Origin of the sequence: Psychrobacter sp. P2G3, from assembly GCF_001593285.1 — a bacterium.
Taxonomy (GTDB): domain Bacteria; phylum Pseudomonadota; class Gammaproteobacteria; order Pseudomonadales; family Moraxellaceae; genus Psychrobacter.
The window spans coordinates 322,269-340,999 of the sequence record NZ_CP012529.1; the positions used below are offsets into that span (position 1 = coordinate 322,269).

21 protein-coding genes are annotated in these 18,731 nt (G+C 43.2%); 9 read left to right on the forward strand and 12 right to left on the reverse strand.

From position 1 onward, the window contains the following. Positions 1-281: 281 nt before the first annotated feature. Positions 282-1,967, forward strand: a complete 1,686-nt coding sequence (locus tag AK823_RS01380; RefSeq protein ID WP_228138889.1) for a M48 family metalloprotease — start codon at positions 282-284, stop codon at positions 1,965-1,967. A 112-nt stretch (positions 1,968-2,079) separates the two neighbouring features. On the opposite strand, the gene AK823_RS01385 is transcribed toward AK823_RS01380, so the two are convergent. Both AK823_RS01385 and rpsU read right to left on the reverse strand, forming a co-directional pair. Beyond that, positions 2,080-2,529 carry a GatB/YqeY domain-containing protein gene (locus AK823_RS01385; protein ID WP_068034083.1) on the reverse strand — a complete coding sequence of 150 codons (450 nt, stop codon included), beginning with the start codon at positions 2,527-2,529 and terminating at the stop codon, positions 2,080-2,082. A 164-nt stretch (positions 2,530-2,693) separates the two neighbouring features. Continuing rightward, positions 2,694-2,909, reverse strand: coding sequence for a 30S ribosomal protein S21 (gene rpsU, locus AK823_RS01390; RefSeq protein WP_010195908.1), 216 nt, complete (start codon positions 2,907-2,909; stop codon positions 2,694-2,696). A gap of 394 nt (positions 2,910-3,303) precedes the next feature. Here rpsU and AK823_RS01395 point away from each other — a divergent pair, with 394 nt between their 5' ends. From AK823_RS01395 to AK823_RS01415, 5 genes are all read left to right on the forward strand, one after another. Further along, positions 3,304-3,711 carry a hypothetical protein gene (locus AK823_RS01395; protein WP_068325633.1) on the forward strand — a complete coding sequence of 136 codons (408 nt, stop codon included), beginning with the start codon at positions 3,304-3,306 and terminating at the stop codon, positions 3,709-3,711. Between the two features lie 84 nt (positions 3,712-3,795). Further along, positions 3,796-4,302, forward strand: a complete 507-nt coding sequence (locus AK823_RS01400; RefSeq protein ID WP_203226565.1) for a c-type cytochrome — start codon at positions 3,796-3,798, stop codon at positions 4,300-4,302. A gap of 154 nt (positions 4,303-4,456) precedes the next feature. Further along, a complete protein-coding gene (tsaD, locus tag AK823_RS01405; RefSeq protein WP_068325637.1) occupies positions 4,457-5,506 on the forward strand; it encodes a tRNA (adenosine(37)-N6)-threonylcarbamoyltransferase complex transferase subunit TsaD in 1,050 nt (349 codons plus the stop codon). A 32-nt stretch (positions 5,507-5,538) separates the two neighbouring features. After that, positions 5,539-5,910 carry a CrcB family protein gene (locus AK823_RS01410; RefSeq protein ID WP_068325638.1) on the forward strand — a complete coding sequence of 124 codons (372 nt, stop codon included), beginning with the start codon at positions 5,539-5,541 and terminating at the stop codon, positions 5,908-5,910. Between the two features lie 324 nt (positions 5,911-6,234). Continuing rightward, positions 6,235-6,747, forward strand: coding sequence for a Rid family hydrolase (locus AK823_RS01415; protein ID WP_228138890.1), 513 nt, complete (start codon positions 6,235-6,237; stop codon positions 6,745-6,747). 288 nt (positions 6,748-7,035) lie between these two features. Here the strand turns inward: AK823_RS01415 and AK823_RS01420 are convergent, their stop codons facing one another. From AK823_RS01420 to potA, 9 genes are all read right to left on the reverse strand, one after another. Further along, the gene (locus tag AK823_RS01420) at positions 7,036-7,341 is read right to left on the reverse strand and encodes a PadR family transcriptional regulator (protein WP_068325641.1); all 306 of its coding nucleotides are present in this window, start codon (positions 7,339-7,341) and stop codon (positions 7,036-7,038) included. 9 nt (positions 7,342-7,350) lie between these two features. Further along, complete coding sequence (chrA, locus tag AK823_RS01425) at positions 7,351-8,562, reverse strand: chromate efflux transporter (protein ID WP_068325643.1); 1,212 nt, start codon at positions 8,560-8,562, stop codon at positions 7,351-7,353. A 386-nt stretch (positions 8,563-8,948) separates the two neighbouring features. Further along, the gene (locus AK823_RS01430; RefSeq protein WP_068325644.1) at positions 8,949-9,443 is read right to left on the reverse strand and encodes an META domain-containing protein; all 495 of its coding nucleotides are present in this window, start codon (positions 9,441-9,443) and stop codon (positions 8,949-8,951) included. Positions 9,444-9,465: 22 nt separating this feature from the next. Then, entirely contained in the window at positions 9,466-10,098 is a 633-nt protein-coding gene (locus AK823_RS01435; RefSeq protein WP_068325646.1) for a hypothetical protein, read from the reverse strand. Between the two features lie 194 nt (positions 10,099-10,292). Then, the gene (locus tag AK823_RS01440; RefSeq protein WP_068325648.1) at positions 10,293-10,640 is read right to left on the reverse strand and encodes a hypothetical protein; all 348 of its coding nucleotides are present in this window, start codon (positions 10,638-10,640) and stop codon (positions 10,293-10,295) included. Between the two features lie 281 nt (positions 10,641-10,921). After that, positions 10,922-11,812: a LysR family transcriptional regulator gene (locus tag AK823_RS01445; RefSeq protein ID WP_068325649.1), complete on the reverse strand. Its 891-nt coding sequence runs from the start codon at positions 11,810-11,812 to the stop codon at positions 10,922-10,924. Between the two features lie 107 nt (positions 11,813-11,919). After that, positions 11,920-12,747 (reverse strand): spermidine/putrescine ABC transporter permease PotC, encoded by an 828-nt coding sequence (potC, locus tag AK823_RS01450; protein WP_082785595.1) that lies wholly within the window; start codon positions 12,745-12,747, stop codon positions 11,920-11,922. After that, a complete protein-coding gene (gene potB / locus AK823_RS01455; protein ID WP_068325656.1) occupies positions 12,747-13,634 on the reverse strand; it encodes a spermidine/putrescine ABC transporter permease PotB in 888 nt (295 codons plus the stop codon). The genes potC and potB overlap by 1 nt, the downstream gene beginning before the upstream one ends. After that, positions 13,634-14,914, reverse strand: coding sequence for a spermidine/putrescine ABC transporter ATP-binding protein PotA (gene potA, locus AK823_RS01460; protein ID WP_228138891.1), 1,281 nt, complete (start codon positions 14,912-14,914; stop codon positions 13,634-13,636). The genes potB and potA overlap by 1 nt, the downstream gene beginning before the upstream one ends. A gap of 487 nt (positions 14,915-15,401) precedes the next feature. Between potA and AK823_RS01465 the strand changes: the two genes are divergently transcribed. The 3 genes from AK823_RS01465 (at position 15,402) to AK823_RS01475 (ending at position 17,871) form a co-directional block, all read left to right on the forward strand. After that, positions 15,402-16,040, forward strand: a complete 639-nt coding sequence (locus tag AK823_RS01465; protein ID WP_068034100.1) for a carbonic anhydrase — start codon at positions 15,402-15,404, stop codon at positions 16,038-16,040. Positions 16,041-16,195: 155 nt separating this feature from the next. After that, positions 16,196-16,786, forward strand: a complete 591-nt coding sequence (gene gloA / locus AK823_RS01470; protein WP_068034101.1) for a lactoylglutathione lyase — start codon at positions 16,196-16,198, stop codon at positions 16,784-16,786. A 101-nt stretch (positions 16,787-16,887) separates the two neighbouring features. Then, complete coding sequence (locus tag AK823_RS01475) at positions 16,888-17,871, forward strand: mechanosensitive ion channel domain-containing protein (protein WP_068325657.1); 984 nt, start codon at positions 16,888-16,890, stop codon at positions 17,869-17,871. A 95-nt stretch (positions 17,872-17,966) separates the two neighbouring features. On the opposite strand, the gene AK823_RS01480 is transcribed toward AK823_RS01475, so the two are convergent. Beyond that, positions 17,967-18,437: a cytochrome c gene (locus AK823_RS01480; protein WP_068325659.1), complete on the reverse strand. Its 471-nt coding sequence runs from the start codon at positions 18,435-18,437 to the stop codon at positions 17,967-17,969. Positions 18,438-18,731: the final 294 nt, after the last annotated feature.

Here is an 18,731-nt window from a genome sequence, read left to right on the forward strand (position 1 = left end):
TTATTGATAGTTAGGTTTTAAGACTTAACGTATAAAGATGACGTGAGATCATGGATATATTATAACAAATAGCTGCTTAGCAAATGCAGTTGAATATAGTCATCGTTATGATTGGCCTACTAGAATTACCATGATGGATTCATTAGAGTGACATAATCATGTTGCACAATGGTGACGCTCGCCTAGATATTGGTAGCCAATACCACGCTAGAATTGACGTTATGCAGACAACCTCGTATAGTCAAAAAACAATGATATGGCCGATAGCATAGGATGCGCATTTGAACTATTTACATAGCTCTTTGATCACTGACTTCCCAACAACCAACTATGCAAATAACAAACAGCATACTAGGGTTTGGCCTCAATCACATCAGCGTTCAACGTTTCGATATGTAGGTCTGTTTGTACTGTTGGCAATTGCCAGTAACCCTAGCTATGCTGCGCCTACTGCTATGCAACAATCGGCAACACCATCGGCATTGGTGACTAAACCGGTCTATGGCTCATGGCAGACTTCAAAATCTGATGAACTAGAGCTGCCAAATTTGCAGGGTCAGGGGTTAAGCTTTGCAGATCAATATCAAAATAAAATAATAGGTGAGTGGTCACTTCAAAATATCAATGGCCGCGTCAAGATGGAGCATGATCCTTGGATTCAAGAAACCGTCAAAAACATGACATGGCGGCTCAATGCACAAGCGCGGCAGCAAGCACCATTAGCCTTAGTCATTATTGATAATCCTAGCATCAACGCCTTTGCTGCACCCGGCGGAGTCATTGGCTTGAACACAGGTACTATCTTGGCGGCAAGTAGTATGGATGAGCTAGCAAGCGTAGTGGCTCATGAGGTCGCCCATGTTAGCCAAAGGCATTATGAAAATGGTGCAGATGAGAAGAGAAAAGCCATGCTGATGCAGATAGGTGGCATGTTAGCAGCCATTGCTGCTTCAACTGCTGATGGTGATGCGGCGGCCGCTGTAATGATGGGTAGTCAGACCGCTGCTATGAATAGCAGCATGGCTTTTAGTCGTAATAATGAACGCGAAGCTGATCGGGTAGGGATGCAAATTATGACCCAAGCTGGCTATGACCCACGAGCGATGCCAAGGTTCTTCGGTACGATGAATCAGCAAAGCCAGCTCAATCAAGTTGCCAATCGCTTCTTACCAAGCTTTGTACGCTCACATCCACTTAGTAACGAACGTCTAAGTGAGTCGCAAAGTCGTGCTCAACGTTATCCCTCGTTATCATTGACCCAGCAGCAGCGCCATCAAGCACTATTTGATCTCCTTTACTGGCGAGTAAAAACCACTGGTAAGCATGCCTCTGAGACAGAGTTAACCACGGCTGCTAAGAACAGCGTGGGAGCAAAATTGGCTTTAATGCATTGGTACGGCGAACATCAGCGTTTTGATGAGGCTAATGACATAATGGCGCAGCTTACGGCATTACCCGCAGACCAGCGGCAAACGTTGGAGCCCTTATTGTCTATTACTCATAGCCAAGTGCTCACTGAGCAGAATAAATGGGCGCAAGCAGCTGAAGTACTGGCAGCTCAGCAACGTCTCTATCCTGAGCGCCGCGATTTGCGTCTATATTTAGCAGAAGCGCTAACCAATAGTAATCAGCCGACCCAAGCACAAGCGCTACTCAAATCTCTTACCCAGCAGCAACCAAGTGATCGCTATGCATGGCAAAGTTTACAACTGGCCAATGAAAAGCTAGCCAAAACCACTGCATCACCGCAGGTTGCACGTATAGCCACGATTAATGCGCTGCGTTATCGCAGTCATGACCAGCTGTGGAATGGGCGTTACGACTCAGCGCTCACCTCATTAACGCAGGCGAAACAGCTAACCAAGCAGCTGCAAGCTAGTGCACAAAGCAGTAGTACTCGTCCATTACTAGCAAGTATCGAGCAGGAAATTAAAAACGTAAAAACCGCCAAAGAATATAAGCCTTAGGCGGTATGTTTATACGTTTTGAGCGCTGCATTTTTTGATATGAAATCTACTACGATGCTTTAGTTGCGATCCTCTAGTTACGATGCTCTAATTGCAATATTTTAACTGGCAATTAACCTTGTAGCGCATCTTTTACTAGCTTTGAGATGAGTGCAGGATCAGCACGGCCAGCAGTTTTATTCTTAAGTACGCCCATTACACTACCCATATCGCGCATAGATGTTGCGCCTTGTGCCGCGATTTCTGCATTCACTAAGGCAGCAAGTTCGGCATCATCCATCTGCTTAGGCATGAACTCATTAATAATATCAATCTCGAACTGCTCTTTGGTGGCTAAGTCATCACGGTTATTTTCAGTAAAGATAGTCAATGACTCTTGGCGCTGTTTTAATTGCTTTTGTAATACTTCTAGAACGCCTGCATCATCAAGCTCAGTCTGACGATCAATCTCGATTTGCTTGATAACTGCTTGTACGTTACGTAAGACTTTAACGCGCTCAATCTCACGCGCTTTCATTGATGTTTTAATATCGTCTGATAAAGTCTGTTTAAGTTGGCTCATTGTTATTATTCCTTGTTCGTTAAATTTTAGGCTGATGAGATTTTTACTTCAAGTCTGTATCGTTAGCAGCAATAACAAAAATTGTAGCATAAAAAACGCCACTGATATCAATGGATAACAGTGGCGTTAGTGTAGCGCTGGTACTTAACTAATCGTATTATTGATTAGTACATACGAGTGGTACGAATAGTTTCGCGTTGTAACTTTTTCTTATAACGCTTTACAGCAGCAGCTTTTTTGCGCTTGCGTACTTGCGTTGGTTTTTCATAAAACTCACGCTTACGTACGTCTGACAATACACCAGCTTTTTCACAAGCGCGCTTGAAACGACGGATAGCGATATCAACTGGTTCGTTTTCTTTAACCTTAACTGCAGGCATGAAGACTCCTTGATTAGGATGAGATATAAAGGCATTAGTTTGGCTGTATATTAGTATTTAGCCGTAATATCTCAAGATTACAGGCATCAGCTCAAACTAGGATAATCTTGCGCATTAACACAAGGGCAGGTATTTTAATAAAAAATGGCTGTAAAGTCAATGCTTTTAGTGCATCTGCGTATGTCTATTATTAGGCGAGATAAGCCATGAATGCAGCTTCTATACGTGTTTTACATCCTCATAAATGTGTTTAGAGCTGAATAAACATATAGAAAGTAAATGAATAAAAACCCCTACTGTCTATAACGGTTTGGTTTGAGTTTATGCTATGATAATTTCCATATAGTAGTAAGCATATTCAAGTCGATGTGTCCATTTTATTAAGGGTGTTGGAATGAAGAAAACAGTACTAAATACAGCTTTAAGCACAGCATTTATTGTCACTCTTGGGTTTGGCATTACTGCCTGTAGTAGTGATAAAGAAGGTGAGTCACATGAAGTGATGGCAGTAGATCGCGTTGATGAAGCCGCTGAGCTTGCTCGCAAAAATGCTCCTGAAGCTGAAGATATGGAATTTCCAGAAACAGCTCCAATGCCAGTGGCTGAAGCCGATGGTACAGTAGTAGATGGTGCGGAAACAGAAGGCGCTGCAACTGCTGAAGCAGCAACGACTGATACTGCTATGGCAGAGACTACGGCTACTGACAGTGCTAATACAGATGCGGCAGTCGCTGATAGTGCAGGTATGCCAGCTGCTGATACGACTGCAACCACTACCCCAGCCGAACCAGCTACGAATTAATAGCGGTTAAGTTTCCCATCAGTCTGAAGTTTATGCGCTGTAATTGGCAGCCACTAATATGAAATATCGAGTAGAGGTGTGATCATGATTAATAAAAAACAGCGTATGAATAAATTAGCCTTATCTGCAATCAGTTTGAGTGCGTTACTGACACTTAGCGCTTGTAGCGGTGATAATACGCCTACCGAAGAGCCTGCTGCTGTCAATGAACCTGCCGATACAACCGTAGTGGTAGATGAAGCGCCTATAGTAGAGCCTGAAGTGATTACGCCTGAACCTGTTGTAGAGCCTACCGATACAGTAGTTGAAGAAGTCGCACAAGAGGTTGCTGCAGAGCCTGAGGTGTTGGCTGCTGATGCAGGTGCTAAGTTATATGAGACCAATTGCAAAGTCTGTCATGACAGTGGCTTACTTGATGCGCCCAAATATGGCGATAAGGCTGCATGGGCACCGCGTCTTACTAAAGGCACAGAGACGCTACACATGCACTCAGCTAAAGGCTTTAATAAAATGCCAGCTCAAGCCACTGATAAGGTAAGTGAAGCTCAAGTCTATGCAGCGGTTGATTATATGATTGCAGCAGTAAGCTGATATTGGCTATTAGAATATATTCGCTATTGAAATTTGCTAAACTGACCGTCATTGTGACTGACAATGACGGTTTTTTATGCATATTTTTTTAGATGCTAAATAATGAAAAGCATCGCAAAAAACGATATGAAGACAAAAGTATAAAGGCAAAAGTATGAAGGTATTGGGTTTAGAGACTTCTTGTGATGAGACGGGTCTGGCGATTTTTGATAGTGAGCAGATGGATAGTGACAATCAAGGTCTGGTCGGGCAAGTGTTGTATTCACAGATAGAGTTGCATGCACTCTATGGTGGCGTGGTGCCCGAGCTTGCCAGTCGTGATCATATTCGCAAGCTAGTACCTCTGCTTAATGAGCTCTTAGAGCAGTGCGACGTTAAGAAAAACGAGATTGATGCCATTGCCTATACCAAAGGTCCAGGACTGATTGGCGCTTTGATGACCGGTGCATTATTTGGGCGCAGTTTGGCGTACGGCTTAGACATTCCAGCGATTGGTATTCATCATATGGAAGGGCACTTATTAGCCCCGCTGATGGGTGCAAATCCGCCCGCGTTTCCTTTTGTGTCGCTACTGGTATCTGGCGGTCATACTTTACTGATTGCCGCACATGGTATTGGGCAGTATGAGATATTGGGTGAGTCGATAGATGATGCAGCGGGTGAGTGCTTTGATAAAGCCGCCAAGATGCTAGGCTTGCCTTATCCTGGTGGTCCTAATATTGCTAAATTGGCTGAAACAGGCGATCAAAACGCTTACAGTCTACCAAGACCGATGTTACATCGCGGTTTAGATTTTTCTTTTAGCGGTATGAAAACAGCGGTGCATAACCTTATTAAAGACACCCCTTATTCGGAAAGTGGCCCTGACGGTGATCCACAAGTTCGCGCCGATATTGCCGCAAGTTTTCAACATGCCATGGTTGATACGCTGGTGAAGAAATGCGTTAAAGCGCTCAAGCAGGCAGATATGAGCCGCTTAGTGATTGCGGGCGGTGTCAGTGCCAATACTCATTTACGCGAAACCTTAGAAGCTGAGTTGGCTAAAATAAATGCGACCGTCCATTATGCGCCGCCTGCTTTATGTACGGATAATGGGGCGATGATTGCTTATGCGGGTTACGAGCGCTTGCAAGCAGGGCAGTCTGATGACTTGGCTGTCAGTTGTGTGCCCCGTTGGCCGATGACCGAACTGCCTGCGGTATAAAGTTTAAAATCCATACAAACTAAGGATAATCTATGCAGTGGCTCGCCATTGGGTTAGGAGCAGCGCTTGGGGCTTGCTTGCGGGCATGGTTAACACGTCTTAATCTGCTGCACAGCTGGATACCACTGGGCACATTGGGCGCAAACGTCTTAGGCGGGCTGCTGATCGGTCTGGCATTGGTATGGTTTGAGCGGATGGGTAGCGGACTGTCAGATAATGTCCGAGTGTTTGTCATGACTGGTTTTTTGGGTGGGCTGACGACCTTTAGCACTTTTAGCGCTGAGGTGTTTAGCTTTATTCATGATGGACGGCTGTTGGCAGGTTTGGCACTGATAGGGTTGCACGTCGGACTGACATTACTGGCAACAGCGCTTGGGTTTTACTTTTTTAAGTTGGTGCTTTAGGCTCTAATCAATGTCACTTATTGAGTTAATGGTCTTACTTAAGTAGTTCCTTTATGCAGTCTGTTTTGGGTGGTCTATTAGTAGGTTTAAAGGCGGAGATAACTGGTTCCCTTGAGGTACACCCCAACGAAACCATTGAAAATTGGCTTCTTCTATCTAAAGTCATTTGTCATAACGTCTCTTTATGGAAATAGCCATCCTTTTCTTATATTTTCTAATACTAGAGGCAGTACAAGATAAAAAAGTGTAATCTGCGTTATATTTCTTATTATTTTTAAATCCAAACCTTGTTAATCTATAATTTACTTAGGAAAGCAGCGCACTATGAAAATGGCCTATATATTACCGTTAATGACCACATTGCTGATGTTTACGGCAACTCATGCAAACGCTGATATCAACGATACAGTGACTAGAACCTTAACAAAAAAAGCGATACTAGTAGATGCTGACACTAAAGAAGAATCAACGCTTACTCCTATCTTCTATGGACGTAGTAGTCGATACCCTTTTTCTTCTGCAGTACGCTTAGGCGACACACTATATCTATCAGGGCAGATTGGTTTAAAAGGTGGCAAGCTTGTTGAAGGCGGTATAAAGGCTGAGACCAAACAAGCTTTAGATAATGTGAATGCGCTGTTGGTCAAATATGGCTATCAAAAGACAGACCTTGTGAATTGTACGGCAATGCTAGCGGACTTAAGTAAGTTCGGTGAATTTAATGAAGCTTACACAGCGGGATTAAGTAAGCCTTACCCCAAGGGAACTTTATTTGGCATTGATGAACCACTAATACTTGGCGCAAGTGTAGAGCTAGAGTGTTCAGCAAAAAAATAAGTATGTTTAATTGAGCCATACCTATTGCTGTTGCTAACCACTCAGATAGTTATCAATCCTATTCGATTCCGTAGTGAGGACTTGAACATCCGGATCTGGGGTATTGTTATCAACGGTTTGAGTTGATAACAATATGAAAGTGTACTTCACAGTGCACCTATAATATGTATTCAGCTGTTAATATTTTCTTGTATTTAGTTTCCGATAACAGTCGCATCTGACTTAAGGCCCATTATCCTAAGCCTGTGCTGTGGCTTTTCTAACGGAAGCTTTTGTAGTCCTTATAGATCAAGGCTCATCAATAAGCTCTCCAAATAGCTCTTTTACTTTTGCTTTCGCCTCTGTTAACGCCTGACGGCCTTCTATTGTAATCTCATACATACGGCGATCACGATGGCCTGTAGGCTGATGATATGAGTTGAGATAACCTTTTTTCTCTAAGCCATGTAACAGCGGATAAAGGGTTCCTGAACTTATTTCGTAACCGTGATGCCGTAACTCTTCGACAATACCTAAGCCGTAAACTGGCGCATCATTAGCATGATGTAAGATGTGCAAGCGTATCATGCCGCCATATAGGTAGTTGTCTGTCATATTGTCACCTCATAGTAGTGTTAGTAGCCAACCAGCGGCTCCGCAACTGATAACCACCAGCCAAGCAGGTAATTTCCAAAACATCAAGGCGACCAAAGCCACCAATGCCAAACCAAAATCTTTTGCCTCAAGAACAGCGCTTGTCCATACAGGATGGTACAGCGCTGCCAGTAGCAAACCGACGACTGCTGCATTGATGCCCGACAGAGCAGCTCTTGTGCGTAAATTTTGGCGTAGACCTTCCCAAAATGGCAGTGCGCCCATAACCAATAAAAATGATGGCGCAAAGATGGCTATTAAGCAAATCATACCACCTAACCAGCCACTTGGCGCTTGGTTCATCGAACTCCCAAGAAATGCAGCAAAGGTGAATAAAGGTCCTGGAACAGCTTGCGTGGCGCCGTAACCTGCTAAGAAGGTATCATTACTGAGCCAACCTGCTGGTATAACCTCAGCTTGTAACAGTGGCAGTACTACATGTCCACCACCAAATACTAATGATCCTGCTCGAAAGAAGGTATCTACCATAGAGAGGGTGTGGCTTGGGTACAATGCGGTCAGCAGCGGCAAGCCAATGAGTAATGAGAAAAATGAGAGCAACCAAACAACCCCAGTCCGACGCTTAACAGTAATAGGAAGTGGGTCATGAGCAATCACCTTATCAGGTTTGAACAGTAGCAGTCCAATAATGGCGGCAAACACAATGACGCTCACCTGACCTAAGGCAGAAGGGACTAGCAGTACAAAACAGGCAGCTAGCGCCATAATAGAAACTCGTGCAACATCAGTGCAAAGATTTCGTCCCATACCCCATACTGCTTGTGCCACCACAGCCACAGCCGCTACTTTTAAACCATGCAGTACGCCAGCGGGAATAATATCCCCATAACTGGTAATACCCATAGCAAATAGGATAAGCGCTATGGCAGAGGGCAAGGTGAACCCAGTCCAAGCAGCAAGAGCGCCCGTATATCCTGCTCGAGATAGGCCTATGGCGATGCCAACTTGGCTACTTGCTGGTCCTGGTAAAAACTGGCAAAGTGCCACTAAGTCAGCATAGCTATTCTCCGTTAGCCACTTTCGTCGCATCACAAATTCATCACGAAAATAGCCCAAATGAGCGACAGGGCCACCAAATGAGGTTAGACCCAATCTAAGGAAAATAAGAAAAACGACCCATGCTGATTTGCTTTCACTATTATGGCTATCCTGAGGCGCCATGACTGATTCTCCTCGGCAAACTATGGAAAGAGAAAGTATTAGCAACCAAAGTCAAATATAGAGTTGGATTTCATATTTTCACACTAATATTTTCTTAATTATCGAATTTCGATAATTTACCTGACTTATGATGACATGTCTACCTTTTGCGAGAATTATTTAGTGCGATATCTATCTTAGGAAGGTTCAGAGGTGCAAAATATAGTTTTTATACTATTAAGCACTAGCTTCATTATTATAATGCGGCTAGCTGGGGTATACCTGATGAGCATATTAAGACAATCGAAATACGTATTGAAGGTTTGATTCGGAAAATAGAAAAAACGCTATACTTATCAAGAGTACAGCGTTTTTAGTAATAACGTAAATGCGTTATCTAAGAATACTTACTTAGCTATGGCTTTAAAATGTGCAACTTGGTTGGCATTAGTAATCGTTAAAACAGGTACATTATTCGCACTTTTGCTTATGCTGTACTTGCCCTCTACCGTTTTAAGAGCGGCAGTATCGAAGTTAGTTTGCGGCTCAGGGCACGCCATCATCGTGCTTCTTACTGGACCCAATTTCACGTCGCCATTTACCACGCTATAACCAGCACCCATGTTATTACAAGTATTTATAAGACTGACGAGTTTGTTGTCATTATCCATCATAAATTTAAGGATTAAAGGCTTGGCTGGATCATAAAATAGTGGTGCAATTTTTTCACCACCAGTGCTTTTGGCGTCAACAAGTTGCCAGTTATAGGCTTGTAAGGCAGTTGAGGTGATAGGCTGAGTGACTGGTGCAGGAGTATTCGTGTTTGGCGTCGTTTGGCAACCTGCTGCTAATGTACCTACCGCTACAACGCTTGCCATCATTATTTTAGTCATATTTTTCATATAAAACCCTTTATAAATCTATTTAAAACTCGTTGACTTCACTAACCACAAACTGACGAGAAGCTTCCCCATCATTCAGATCATACTGAATTTGGCGCATTTTACCCTTGGGGTTGGCATTGGTATCACCTTCTAAATAGAGTGGGAACTGTCTAACCAACACGTTATCAACCATTTCAAATTTGTCATGACCCATGTAACCTTGAGTTAGTTTACTGGGGAGCTCAGGATAAGATACTTCACTCCATGACTGCCCTTTATTGCTCGAATAAGCAATGACGTTACCATATGAGCCACTACCGACACTTTGTGTGAAGACTAAGATTTCATAGAACCCATCTCCATTAAGATCGCCCACCGCAGCATCAATAACAGGATCGTCAATGTGTCTTTCAATGACTTTTTCACCCATAGGCTGAATTTTTAAGTCATAACCACCGTTACCGTCAGGCGTGCTCACTACACGAGCAGAAAAATCCTTATAGCGAATGGATTTATTGTAGTTACCGCTTGCGTTAGAAGTCGTATTATCCGCTTTGACTGTTGTAGATGTATTAGAGTGTGAAGCAGTGTTCTTATCTAATATTTGCGGGTTTGTATTCTGACAAGCCGTTAAACTGAGTAACAGCGTGCTTAAAAGTAGTGTGTACTTCATATTAGCTTTGTTCCTTTTGAAGATTAGCGTCATAACGAATGACGACAAGACTTCCGCTTAGGATACAACAGCAAATGACCATGCGATGTTGGTATTTTATAGGGTTTCGTTTTCAAGCTGTCATGCTGCATGAAGAATGACGGCTCTAACATAGATATTATCTCGGTTAATCCGTTAATTGAACGGGTACTATCTTAATTCGTAATTTTACGAACCAATAAAGTAAGTTTGTCGTTACCATTATCAACAGTCGCTTCCTTATCATAGACTACGGTCGTTTCATGTTCCGTAACGTCATCGCCAACTTTAAGAGCTGTAACGACTTTAGCCGTATGCTCATTAGATGGCTTTACTGTCAGGTTATACTCAAAATCAGTGTCAACAGCGATTGATGCCATCTCCTCAGCATTTACCAGCATCACAGGTGAAGCAATTAACTCACCATCTTTAAATACAGAAGTCGAAACCTTATAAGCATCAGCGGCAAAAGTTGATCCTGACGCCAACACAGCAGCTAATAACAAACCTATTTTTGCTTGCATCCTAATTTCCTTGTTTAAAATCAATTTAACTATTCGACCATATTTTTAGCCAGCTAAAAGCTGGCTGTATTTCATGCATTCTATGACAGAAGCTCTATACATTGAAAGTGACCTATTAACTCTTTAGCGCATTTAAAAATCTCAATATCTGTACACCACAAAGTACACTGTGGCTATCTCAGCGAGTTAAAACGTTGATATTATTAGCCTACAGCTGAATATTCAAGTCCTCACTAGGGGACCATGCTTATTCTCATAACAGTGATTATAGTAAATAAAACCTACAACGGTTTTACTATTCCTTCTAACAAACTCGCAAACCCTTGCATATAAGCGGTATCTTTGCTCGCGGTGCGCGTCGCGGCATACAGCTGACAATGCACGCCACTACCCAGCGGACGCGAGACCACCCAGCCTTTTTTCTCATATTCAGCGACTACCCAATCAGGTAATGCCGCTACGCCGCGCTCACTGGCGACCAGCTGAATCAGCATTGCTGTCAATTCAGTCGTACGAATACTCGCAAAGCTTACCTCTGCAGGTGTCATAAAGTTGGCAATAATGTCGAGACGCTTAGCTTCCACCGGATAAGCAATCAAAGTCTCATCAGTCAAATCCATGGGCTCAATAAACTCTTGCGCGGCCAAATCATGCGTTGGTGAAAGCACTAGGCGACTCTCATACTCGAATAGGGGCTGATAGCTGATACCCTCTATCGGTAAATCACTGGTAGTAATGAGCAGGTCAATATCACCTTCCATCAATAAATGATGCGGCTCAGGCTCAAAACCCGTTGCAAAATCCAGCTCAACATCCGACCATTCACGGCGGTAATGATTGAGTATCGGCATTAGCCAATCAAAGCAACTATGACACTCAGAGGCTAGGCGTAATCTGCCCGCTTGACCATGTGCTAAGCGTTTGAGATTGGATTTGGTGCGAGTCACTTGCGGCATGATGCTGTCTGCTAATGCCAGTACTGCTTTGCCCGCAGGCGTAAAAGTGAGCGGGCGTGTCCGGCGATTCACCAAGCTGATATCATAGTAATTTTCTAGCTCTTTTAGCTGATGCGAGACCGCAGACGCTGTGACATGCAGCTCATCAGCAGCTGCAGCCAATGAGCCATGCGCTCGTAATGCCGTTAAAGTATTGAGATGACGAAGCTCTAACATAAGACAACCTGATCGCTGAGGTGAGAAAAATTCATTATAACTAATGTAGCAGTGAATTCCACTCAAATACTATTATTAAATTTTTCTTACCTAGGGATAGTTGATAACTAGCGCCGACGTAACAGCAGCTGCGAGATAATGACTAAGATAAGCGAGGCAGCCAATAGCAATGTACCAATGGCGTTGACTTCCGGTTTAAGTCCTACGCGCACCATCGAATAAATTCGTAGCGGTAAAATCTCATAGCTAGGACCGGTGACAAAGGTAGAAACCACCACATCGTCTAATGATAAAGTAAAGGCGAGCAACCAGCCTGCCATCACTGCGGGCAGAATGACGGGAATCAGTACCGTACGTACCATGGTTGATTCATTAGCGCCCAAGTCACGGGCGGCTTCCATCAAGCGCTCATCCAAGCTGCTTAAGCGTGCAAACACAGTGATGACTACAAACGGCAGGCAGAAGGTAATGTGCGCGAGTAACAGCGATACAAAACCTAATTGCAGACCAATCAATAAAAATAATGCGAGCAATGAGATAGCCAATACAATCTCAGGCGACATCATCAGTACAAATAACAGCCCATTTAGTAAGCCTTTGCCACGAAAGTTGTAGCGATGTAAGGCAAGAGCAGTCAATGTACCGATCAAGGTTGAGACGGTGGCGGCAACCAAACCCAAAACGATAGAATGCCAAAAAGCATCGAGCATGGCTTGGTTCTTAAATAGCGACTCATACCACTTTAAGCTAAATCCACCCCAGTTATAGCCAATCTTGGACTTATTAAATGACATCACTACCAAGACGATGATGGGCAAATACAGTAGGGCATAAATCAGGCCAAGATAGCCCTTAGCCGCTATGCTGCCGATGCTAGGTTGCTTGATGTGACGTTTGTTCTTAACGGGTGAGTTTTTTAATGAGCGATCAGACATTAAGCCACCTCATTAAAGTCGGTCTTGCCAATGCGGCGGCTACTGGCACGATAGGCGAGTAATAGTACGGCCATCGCAAGGGTCAATAATACGCTGGCTGCTGCGCCAAATGGCCAATCACGCGCATCCAAAAATTGGTTTTTAATAATATTACCAACCAATAAATTTCGCGATCCACCCAAAATATCTGCCACATAGAACATACCCATCGCTGGCAATAACACTAACAGAACTCCTGAGATAATCCCAGGTGTAGTCAATGGTAGCACCACGTGCCAAAAGGTCTGTGTCTTGGAAGCGCCCAAATCCTGCGAAGCAAGTAGCATGTCATTACGTAAATCAGTAAATACTGCGTATAACGGCAGTACCATAAACGGGAATAACAAATAAGTTAAGCCTGCTATTACCGCGCCTTGGGTGTATAAAATATCAATAGGGGCATCGATTACGCCTATCGCTAATAGTGATTTATTAATCAAACCGTTATTGGCAAATAGCAATTTAAGCGCATAAGTCCGTACTAAAGAGTTGGTCCAAAATGGCAGTATTAATAGCATCATGAGCAGCGGCTGCCAACGCACTTTGGCTTTGGATATCAGCCATGCAAAAGGGTAACCAAGCAATAAGCAGATGACCGTGGTAATGCCTGCCATCCATAACGAATGAACGAAAACCTCAAAATACAACGGGTCAATTATGCGTATATAGCTGTCGATACTGACAGGCAAGCTAATAAAAGCGCTGCTATCGCGGGTCAAAAAACTGACAGCGATGACTAAAATATTTGGCAGTAACGCAAATATCAGTAGCCAACCCCAGATCAGCCATAGCGTTGCGGTGCGAAAAGGGGTTTTGCTGCCCAAATTGAAACGGCTATTACCTGCCATCAGCTGCCATCCTTTTGTGCAATTTTATTTTGCGCCAATACGTTTTGCGCATCTCCATTCCGCTCATGTGCTTTTTGTTCTACAAGATGGTCTTCTGGCAATACCCATTCCCAACCATCCACCCATGAGACTTTGACCGCTTCATTCAATTTATAATCAAAGCTGGGGTCATCTTCATCAAAGAATTCAGAGGCTTTAATAATATGACCGTTTGCCAATTCGATAATCGAATCTAAGGTGCTACCTTTGTAGTTACTTTCAATGACGCGGCCGAGTAAGCCGCCATGTTCTTTATCATTGGGATCATAAATCCGTAAATCCTCAGGGCGCAGTAGCAAATTAACGATATCACCCACTTGCACGTCATTGGCAAAATCAGGACGGCGCAGGTTACGTAACGCTGTCGGTCCATCTTGTGCTTGCGCCTCACAGACCTCGACCTCGATACGGCCATTGGTTACTTTCCCATCACGATCTGGCTGGTCCGGATAGACGCCCTTTACCTCTGCTTTAAATAAATTAGTTTCACCGATGAATTTGGCGGTAAATAAATTGGCAGGGGTTTCATAAATCTCAATCGGTGTGCCAATTTGCTGGAATGTACCGTCTTTCATCACCGCAATACGGTCTGACATTGATAACGCTTCTTCTTGGTCATGGGTGACAAACACAAAGGTAATACCAAGCTCTCGTTGCAGACGCTTAAGCTCAGATTGCATTTGCAAACGCAGCTTATGATCAAGTGCGGATAGCGGCTCATCAAGTAATAGTAGTTTAGGACGGTTAATCACCGCGCGTGCAATGGCAACGCGCTGCTGCTGACCACCAGATAAATCTTGCGGTTTACGATTGGCTAAATGCTCAAGCTGTACCATGGCCAGCATCTCGCGCACCCGCGTTTGAATCTCATCTTTAGGGACTTTTTTAATCTTAAGCCCGTAAGCGACATTTTGCGCAACGGTCATATGCGGAAATAATGCATACTGCTGAAACACGGTATTGACCGGACGCTTATCGGCTGGCAAGCCCGCCACCTGTACGCCATCTAAATATATTGCCCCAGCATTTGGCTGCTCAAAACCAGCAATTAAGCGCAGTAGTGTCGTCTTGCCGCAGCCCGATGGGCCAAGCAAGGTTAAAAATTCACCATGCTTGATATCGAGGTTTATATCTTTTAATACTTCCGTTTGATCATAGGTTTTTTTTAGACCAGTCAGTTGCAGCAGTACAGTGTCAGGTGACGCCGAGGTTTTATGCGTGTTTGAAGTCGATTCGGTCATAAGATTTGTTCCTAAGCGTCCAACGTGTCAGTACAGCTATTAATATAAGACACTGTAAACAAGATGGTTTGGCATGAGCGTAAGCGTAGTCGGCTGGTTGCTGCGTATTATAACAAACCCTTGATATAAATCATTGAAAGTTCGTTGTATGTTACGCGCGTTATATGGGCATAGTGACAAAAGTTTCTTTCATCTATTCTCTCGAGTGTTTTACTATTGTATTTCTATAAGATTTGAGTGGTTGTTCAATGTCTTAAAGCTAAGCTATTTGACACTGTTAATAACGACCATCTTCATAAAACGACCCTAGCGCAAATTTTTTATCATTTTTTTTGCTTTATTCCTATACAATCATTTGATGGCTGAAAAATATAATGAGCCTCGTAGCTTGATAATTATTAACCAACCATTGAGCTAATTAATATCTAAAAAAATAAATTTAAAGTAATTTGCAATTCTAATAGTGATTAATAATCAAGGACCACTTATGCCCAACGATACACGCCCACAGACAGGTCAAGAAGCACTTGAGCTTTTAAAAGAAGGTAACGCCCGCTATGTTGATAGCCTTACCAGCACGGATCCATGTATGCAACGCCGTCCAGAGCTAGTCAGTGATCAAGACCCTCTAGCTATTATTTTGGGTTGCTCAGATGCACGTGTACCGGTTGAGATTGTGTTTGATCAAGGTTTAGGTGATTTATTTGTCATTCGCGTGGCGGGTAACGTGGTTGCCCCTTCACAGATTGGCTCAGTTGAATTCGCTGCCGAAAAGTTCGGTACCAAGCTGGTTGTGGTGCTGGGACATTCACATTGCGGTGCGGTCACAGCCTGCGTAGAAGCGCTTATCAATCCTGAACAGAACTATTCACCTAACTTGCAATCTATCGTCGACCGTATTCGTCCAAGCGTTTATAACTTGCATGAACTTGCGACTGCCAACGGTCAAGATGTAGATGCGGACGAGCTAGTCGATCGCTCTATAAGTGCCAACGTGCGCATGTCGGTCAGTCAGCTCAAGCATGGTTCGCGAGCGTTAGAGGACTTAGCTAACAGTAATCAATTACTTATCGTTGGTGCAGAGTATGATTTAGAAACAGGGAAGGTGCGGTTTTTAGACAGCTAATCAATATGCTTGATTGAGCATATTAAAGGTATGCTCTTACAAAACCCTATCAATAATTCCGCCGTTTTTTATTATGATGAGATGGTCATGCAAGTCATTGTCACAGTGATTTGCTATCTTTTAGATTTTACATTTTGTTAAATATTAGGATAATTATGTCTACTCTAGCGTCTACTTCATCTGTTAACTCAGCAACTGATAATAATGCATCAACCGTCGCTCAGCCAGCTAGCAGCGTAACTACAGCTGGCGTTCAGCCTATCTCCGCGCAGACTTCAGGCTTTACTTTTAACCATACTATGCTGCGGGTAAAAGACCCTGCTAAGTCGTTAGCGTTTTATACTGGCGTACTCGGTATGACTTTGCTGGCGGTAAAGAAATTCCCTGATATGGGATTTGATTTATATTTCTTAGCCAAGCTTACCGATAGCGAGCGTGAGAATTTGCCTGCTGGTAATGATTTGGAAATCTTTGCGTTCCGTCAGCGCGGTATTTTAGAGTTGACCCATAACTACGGTACCGAAACGAAAGCTGACTTTAGTTATCACGATGGCAATGGTGAGCCACAAGGTTTTGGACATATTTGCTTTAGCGTGCCTAGTCTTGATGAAGCGGTAGCTTGGTTTGATAAAAATAATGTCGAATTTAAAAAACGCCCAGAAGATGGCAGTATGAAAAATATCGCCTTTATCAAAGACGTTGACGGCTATTGGATTGAGATTGTACAAGCCGATTTGATGGGCTAGATTTCAGACATGTGAAAAATACATATGAAAAATAAAGGTGCTGATGGATATAAAGGTACTGATGAACATAAAAGTTAAATAACTTAAGGAGTGACACCTGAATGCCTACTTCTGAGGCAGACCCTACGTTGAGTGCTGAGGCTGCTGCTACAACGGCTGATGCGCTGACGTATCAAAGCATTATCGATTCCGCAAATGGCATCCTGATTGGCTTTGTTGAGCGTATACCGTATTTTGTGGCTTCGATTATCGTTATCCTAATTTTTTGGTTTCTATCGGTTGTCTTCAAAAAAATCGTCTATAAATTATTAGGAAGTCGTAGTCGCCATCAGAACTTAGTTAAAGTGTTTCAGCGGGTAGGCGGTGCACTGATTATTTTCATTGGTTTTATGATTGCGATGGTTATAGCTGTGCCAGGATTTACGCCTACCAAGCTGATTGGTGCACTCGGTATTGGTTCGGTCGCCATTGGTTTTGCTTTTAAAGATATTTTTCAAAACTTACTATCTGGTATTTTGCTGCTCATCTCAGAGCCATTTCGGATCGGCGATCAGATTGTCTCAGGGGATTACGAAGGGACAGTTGAAGATATCAAGATTCGTGCGACTACCATTAAGACTTATGATGGTCGGCAAGTGGTCATTCCAAACTCAGATTTGTATACTTCAGCAGTGACTGTCAATACTGCCTATAAGCAGCGTCGTTTACAGCTTGCGGTAGGGATAGGATATGCAGATGATATCAATGAAGCCAAAGCTGAGATTATGCAAGCATTGAGCCGAGCTGATACGGTGTCCAAAGAAGCAACGCCAACTATTATCGCAGTCAACTTAGGCGATTCAACTATTGATCTAATTGTGCGCTGGTTCATTGATGATGGCACTCAAGCTAATAAAGTGGCCTCAATAGACCAAGTTTTAATTGAAGTCAAGACTGCACTCGATGCAGCTGGTATCGATATGCCGTTCCCTGTACGTACTCTGGATATGAGTGATCCATCGGTAAAAGCTATGGTAAAATCGTTGAATAAGCAGGATGATGCAAATAAAGATCAAACCGAGACTACAAGCCTTATTACGGAATAGCTGGCCTCACAGATTTCAAATTCAAGCCAATAAAAAACCACCATTATCATCGCGATATGGTGGTTTTTTTATTTCTCTACTAATCAAGAAGATGATTAATCTTCTTTCACTCTAAAGTCTGTATGACAGGATTTGCAGCTGTCGCCAACTTGTCCAATGGCAGGCATCACATCCTCGACACTAGTCGCTGTTTGTGCGGCAGCACTTAATTCAGAGGTTACTTGTTGAAAGTTGTCTGCTTCAGCACGAAAACCATCAACGTCACTCCAAACGGCTTCAGTTGCGTTACCAGCGGCTTCTGCATTTGCAAAATGGCTCCAAGGGTTTTTAGCTTCCTCTGCTAAGAAGGTAGCTTGCTCTTTAAATACGTCAGCATCAAAAGTGTCTGGCTCTTTAGCCATACCACCTATGACTTTCATCGAATCGCCATAGTTTTTCATAATATCTTGGCGTGCTTTAACATCAGGGTCAGCTGGCGTGCTACAGGCTGTTAGACCGAGGGTAGCTGTCATCAATGTAATGCCGAAGATAGATTTTAATGATTTATTAGTATGAACCTGTGCCATGTAAATTACTCCTTTAAAATTGGCTAATAAAACAGATAGGCGCGTTAGCAAACGCTGACCTCGAATTGAAATGGTACTTTGTAATTTATAAGCTCAACTGCTGCCTATGAGCAGTCGTTTATGAAATGCAAATCTTGATACTGTCTTAGTTTCCAATATCTTAATTTTCCATATCAGTATTTATTGTTACCGTACTCTCTCAATGTAACCGTGATAAGAGAAAGCCTTGTAGGTTACTTCAGTGCAATTTTGTAAACACATGTAACTCTAAGACTAGGCTCATTATAGCTGATA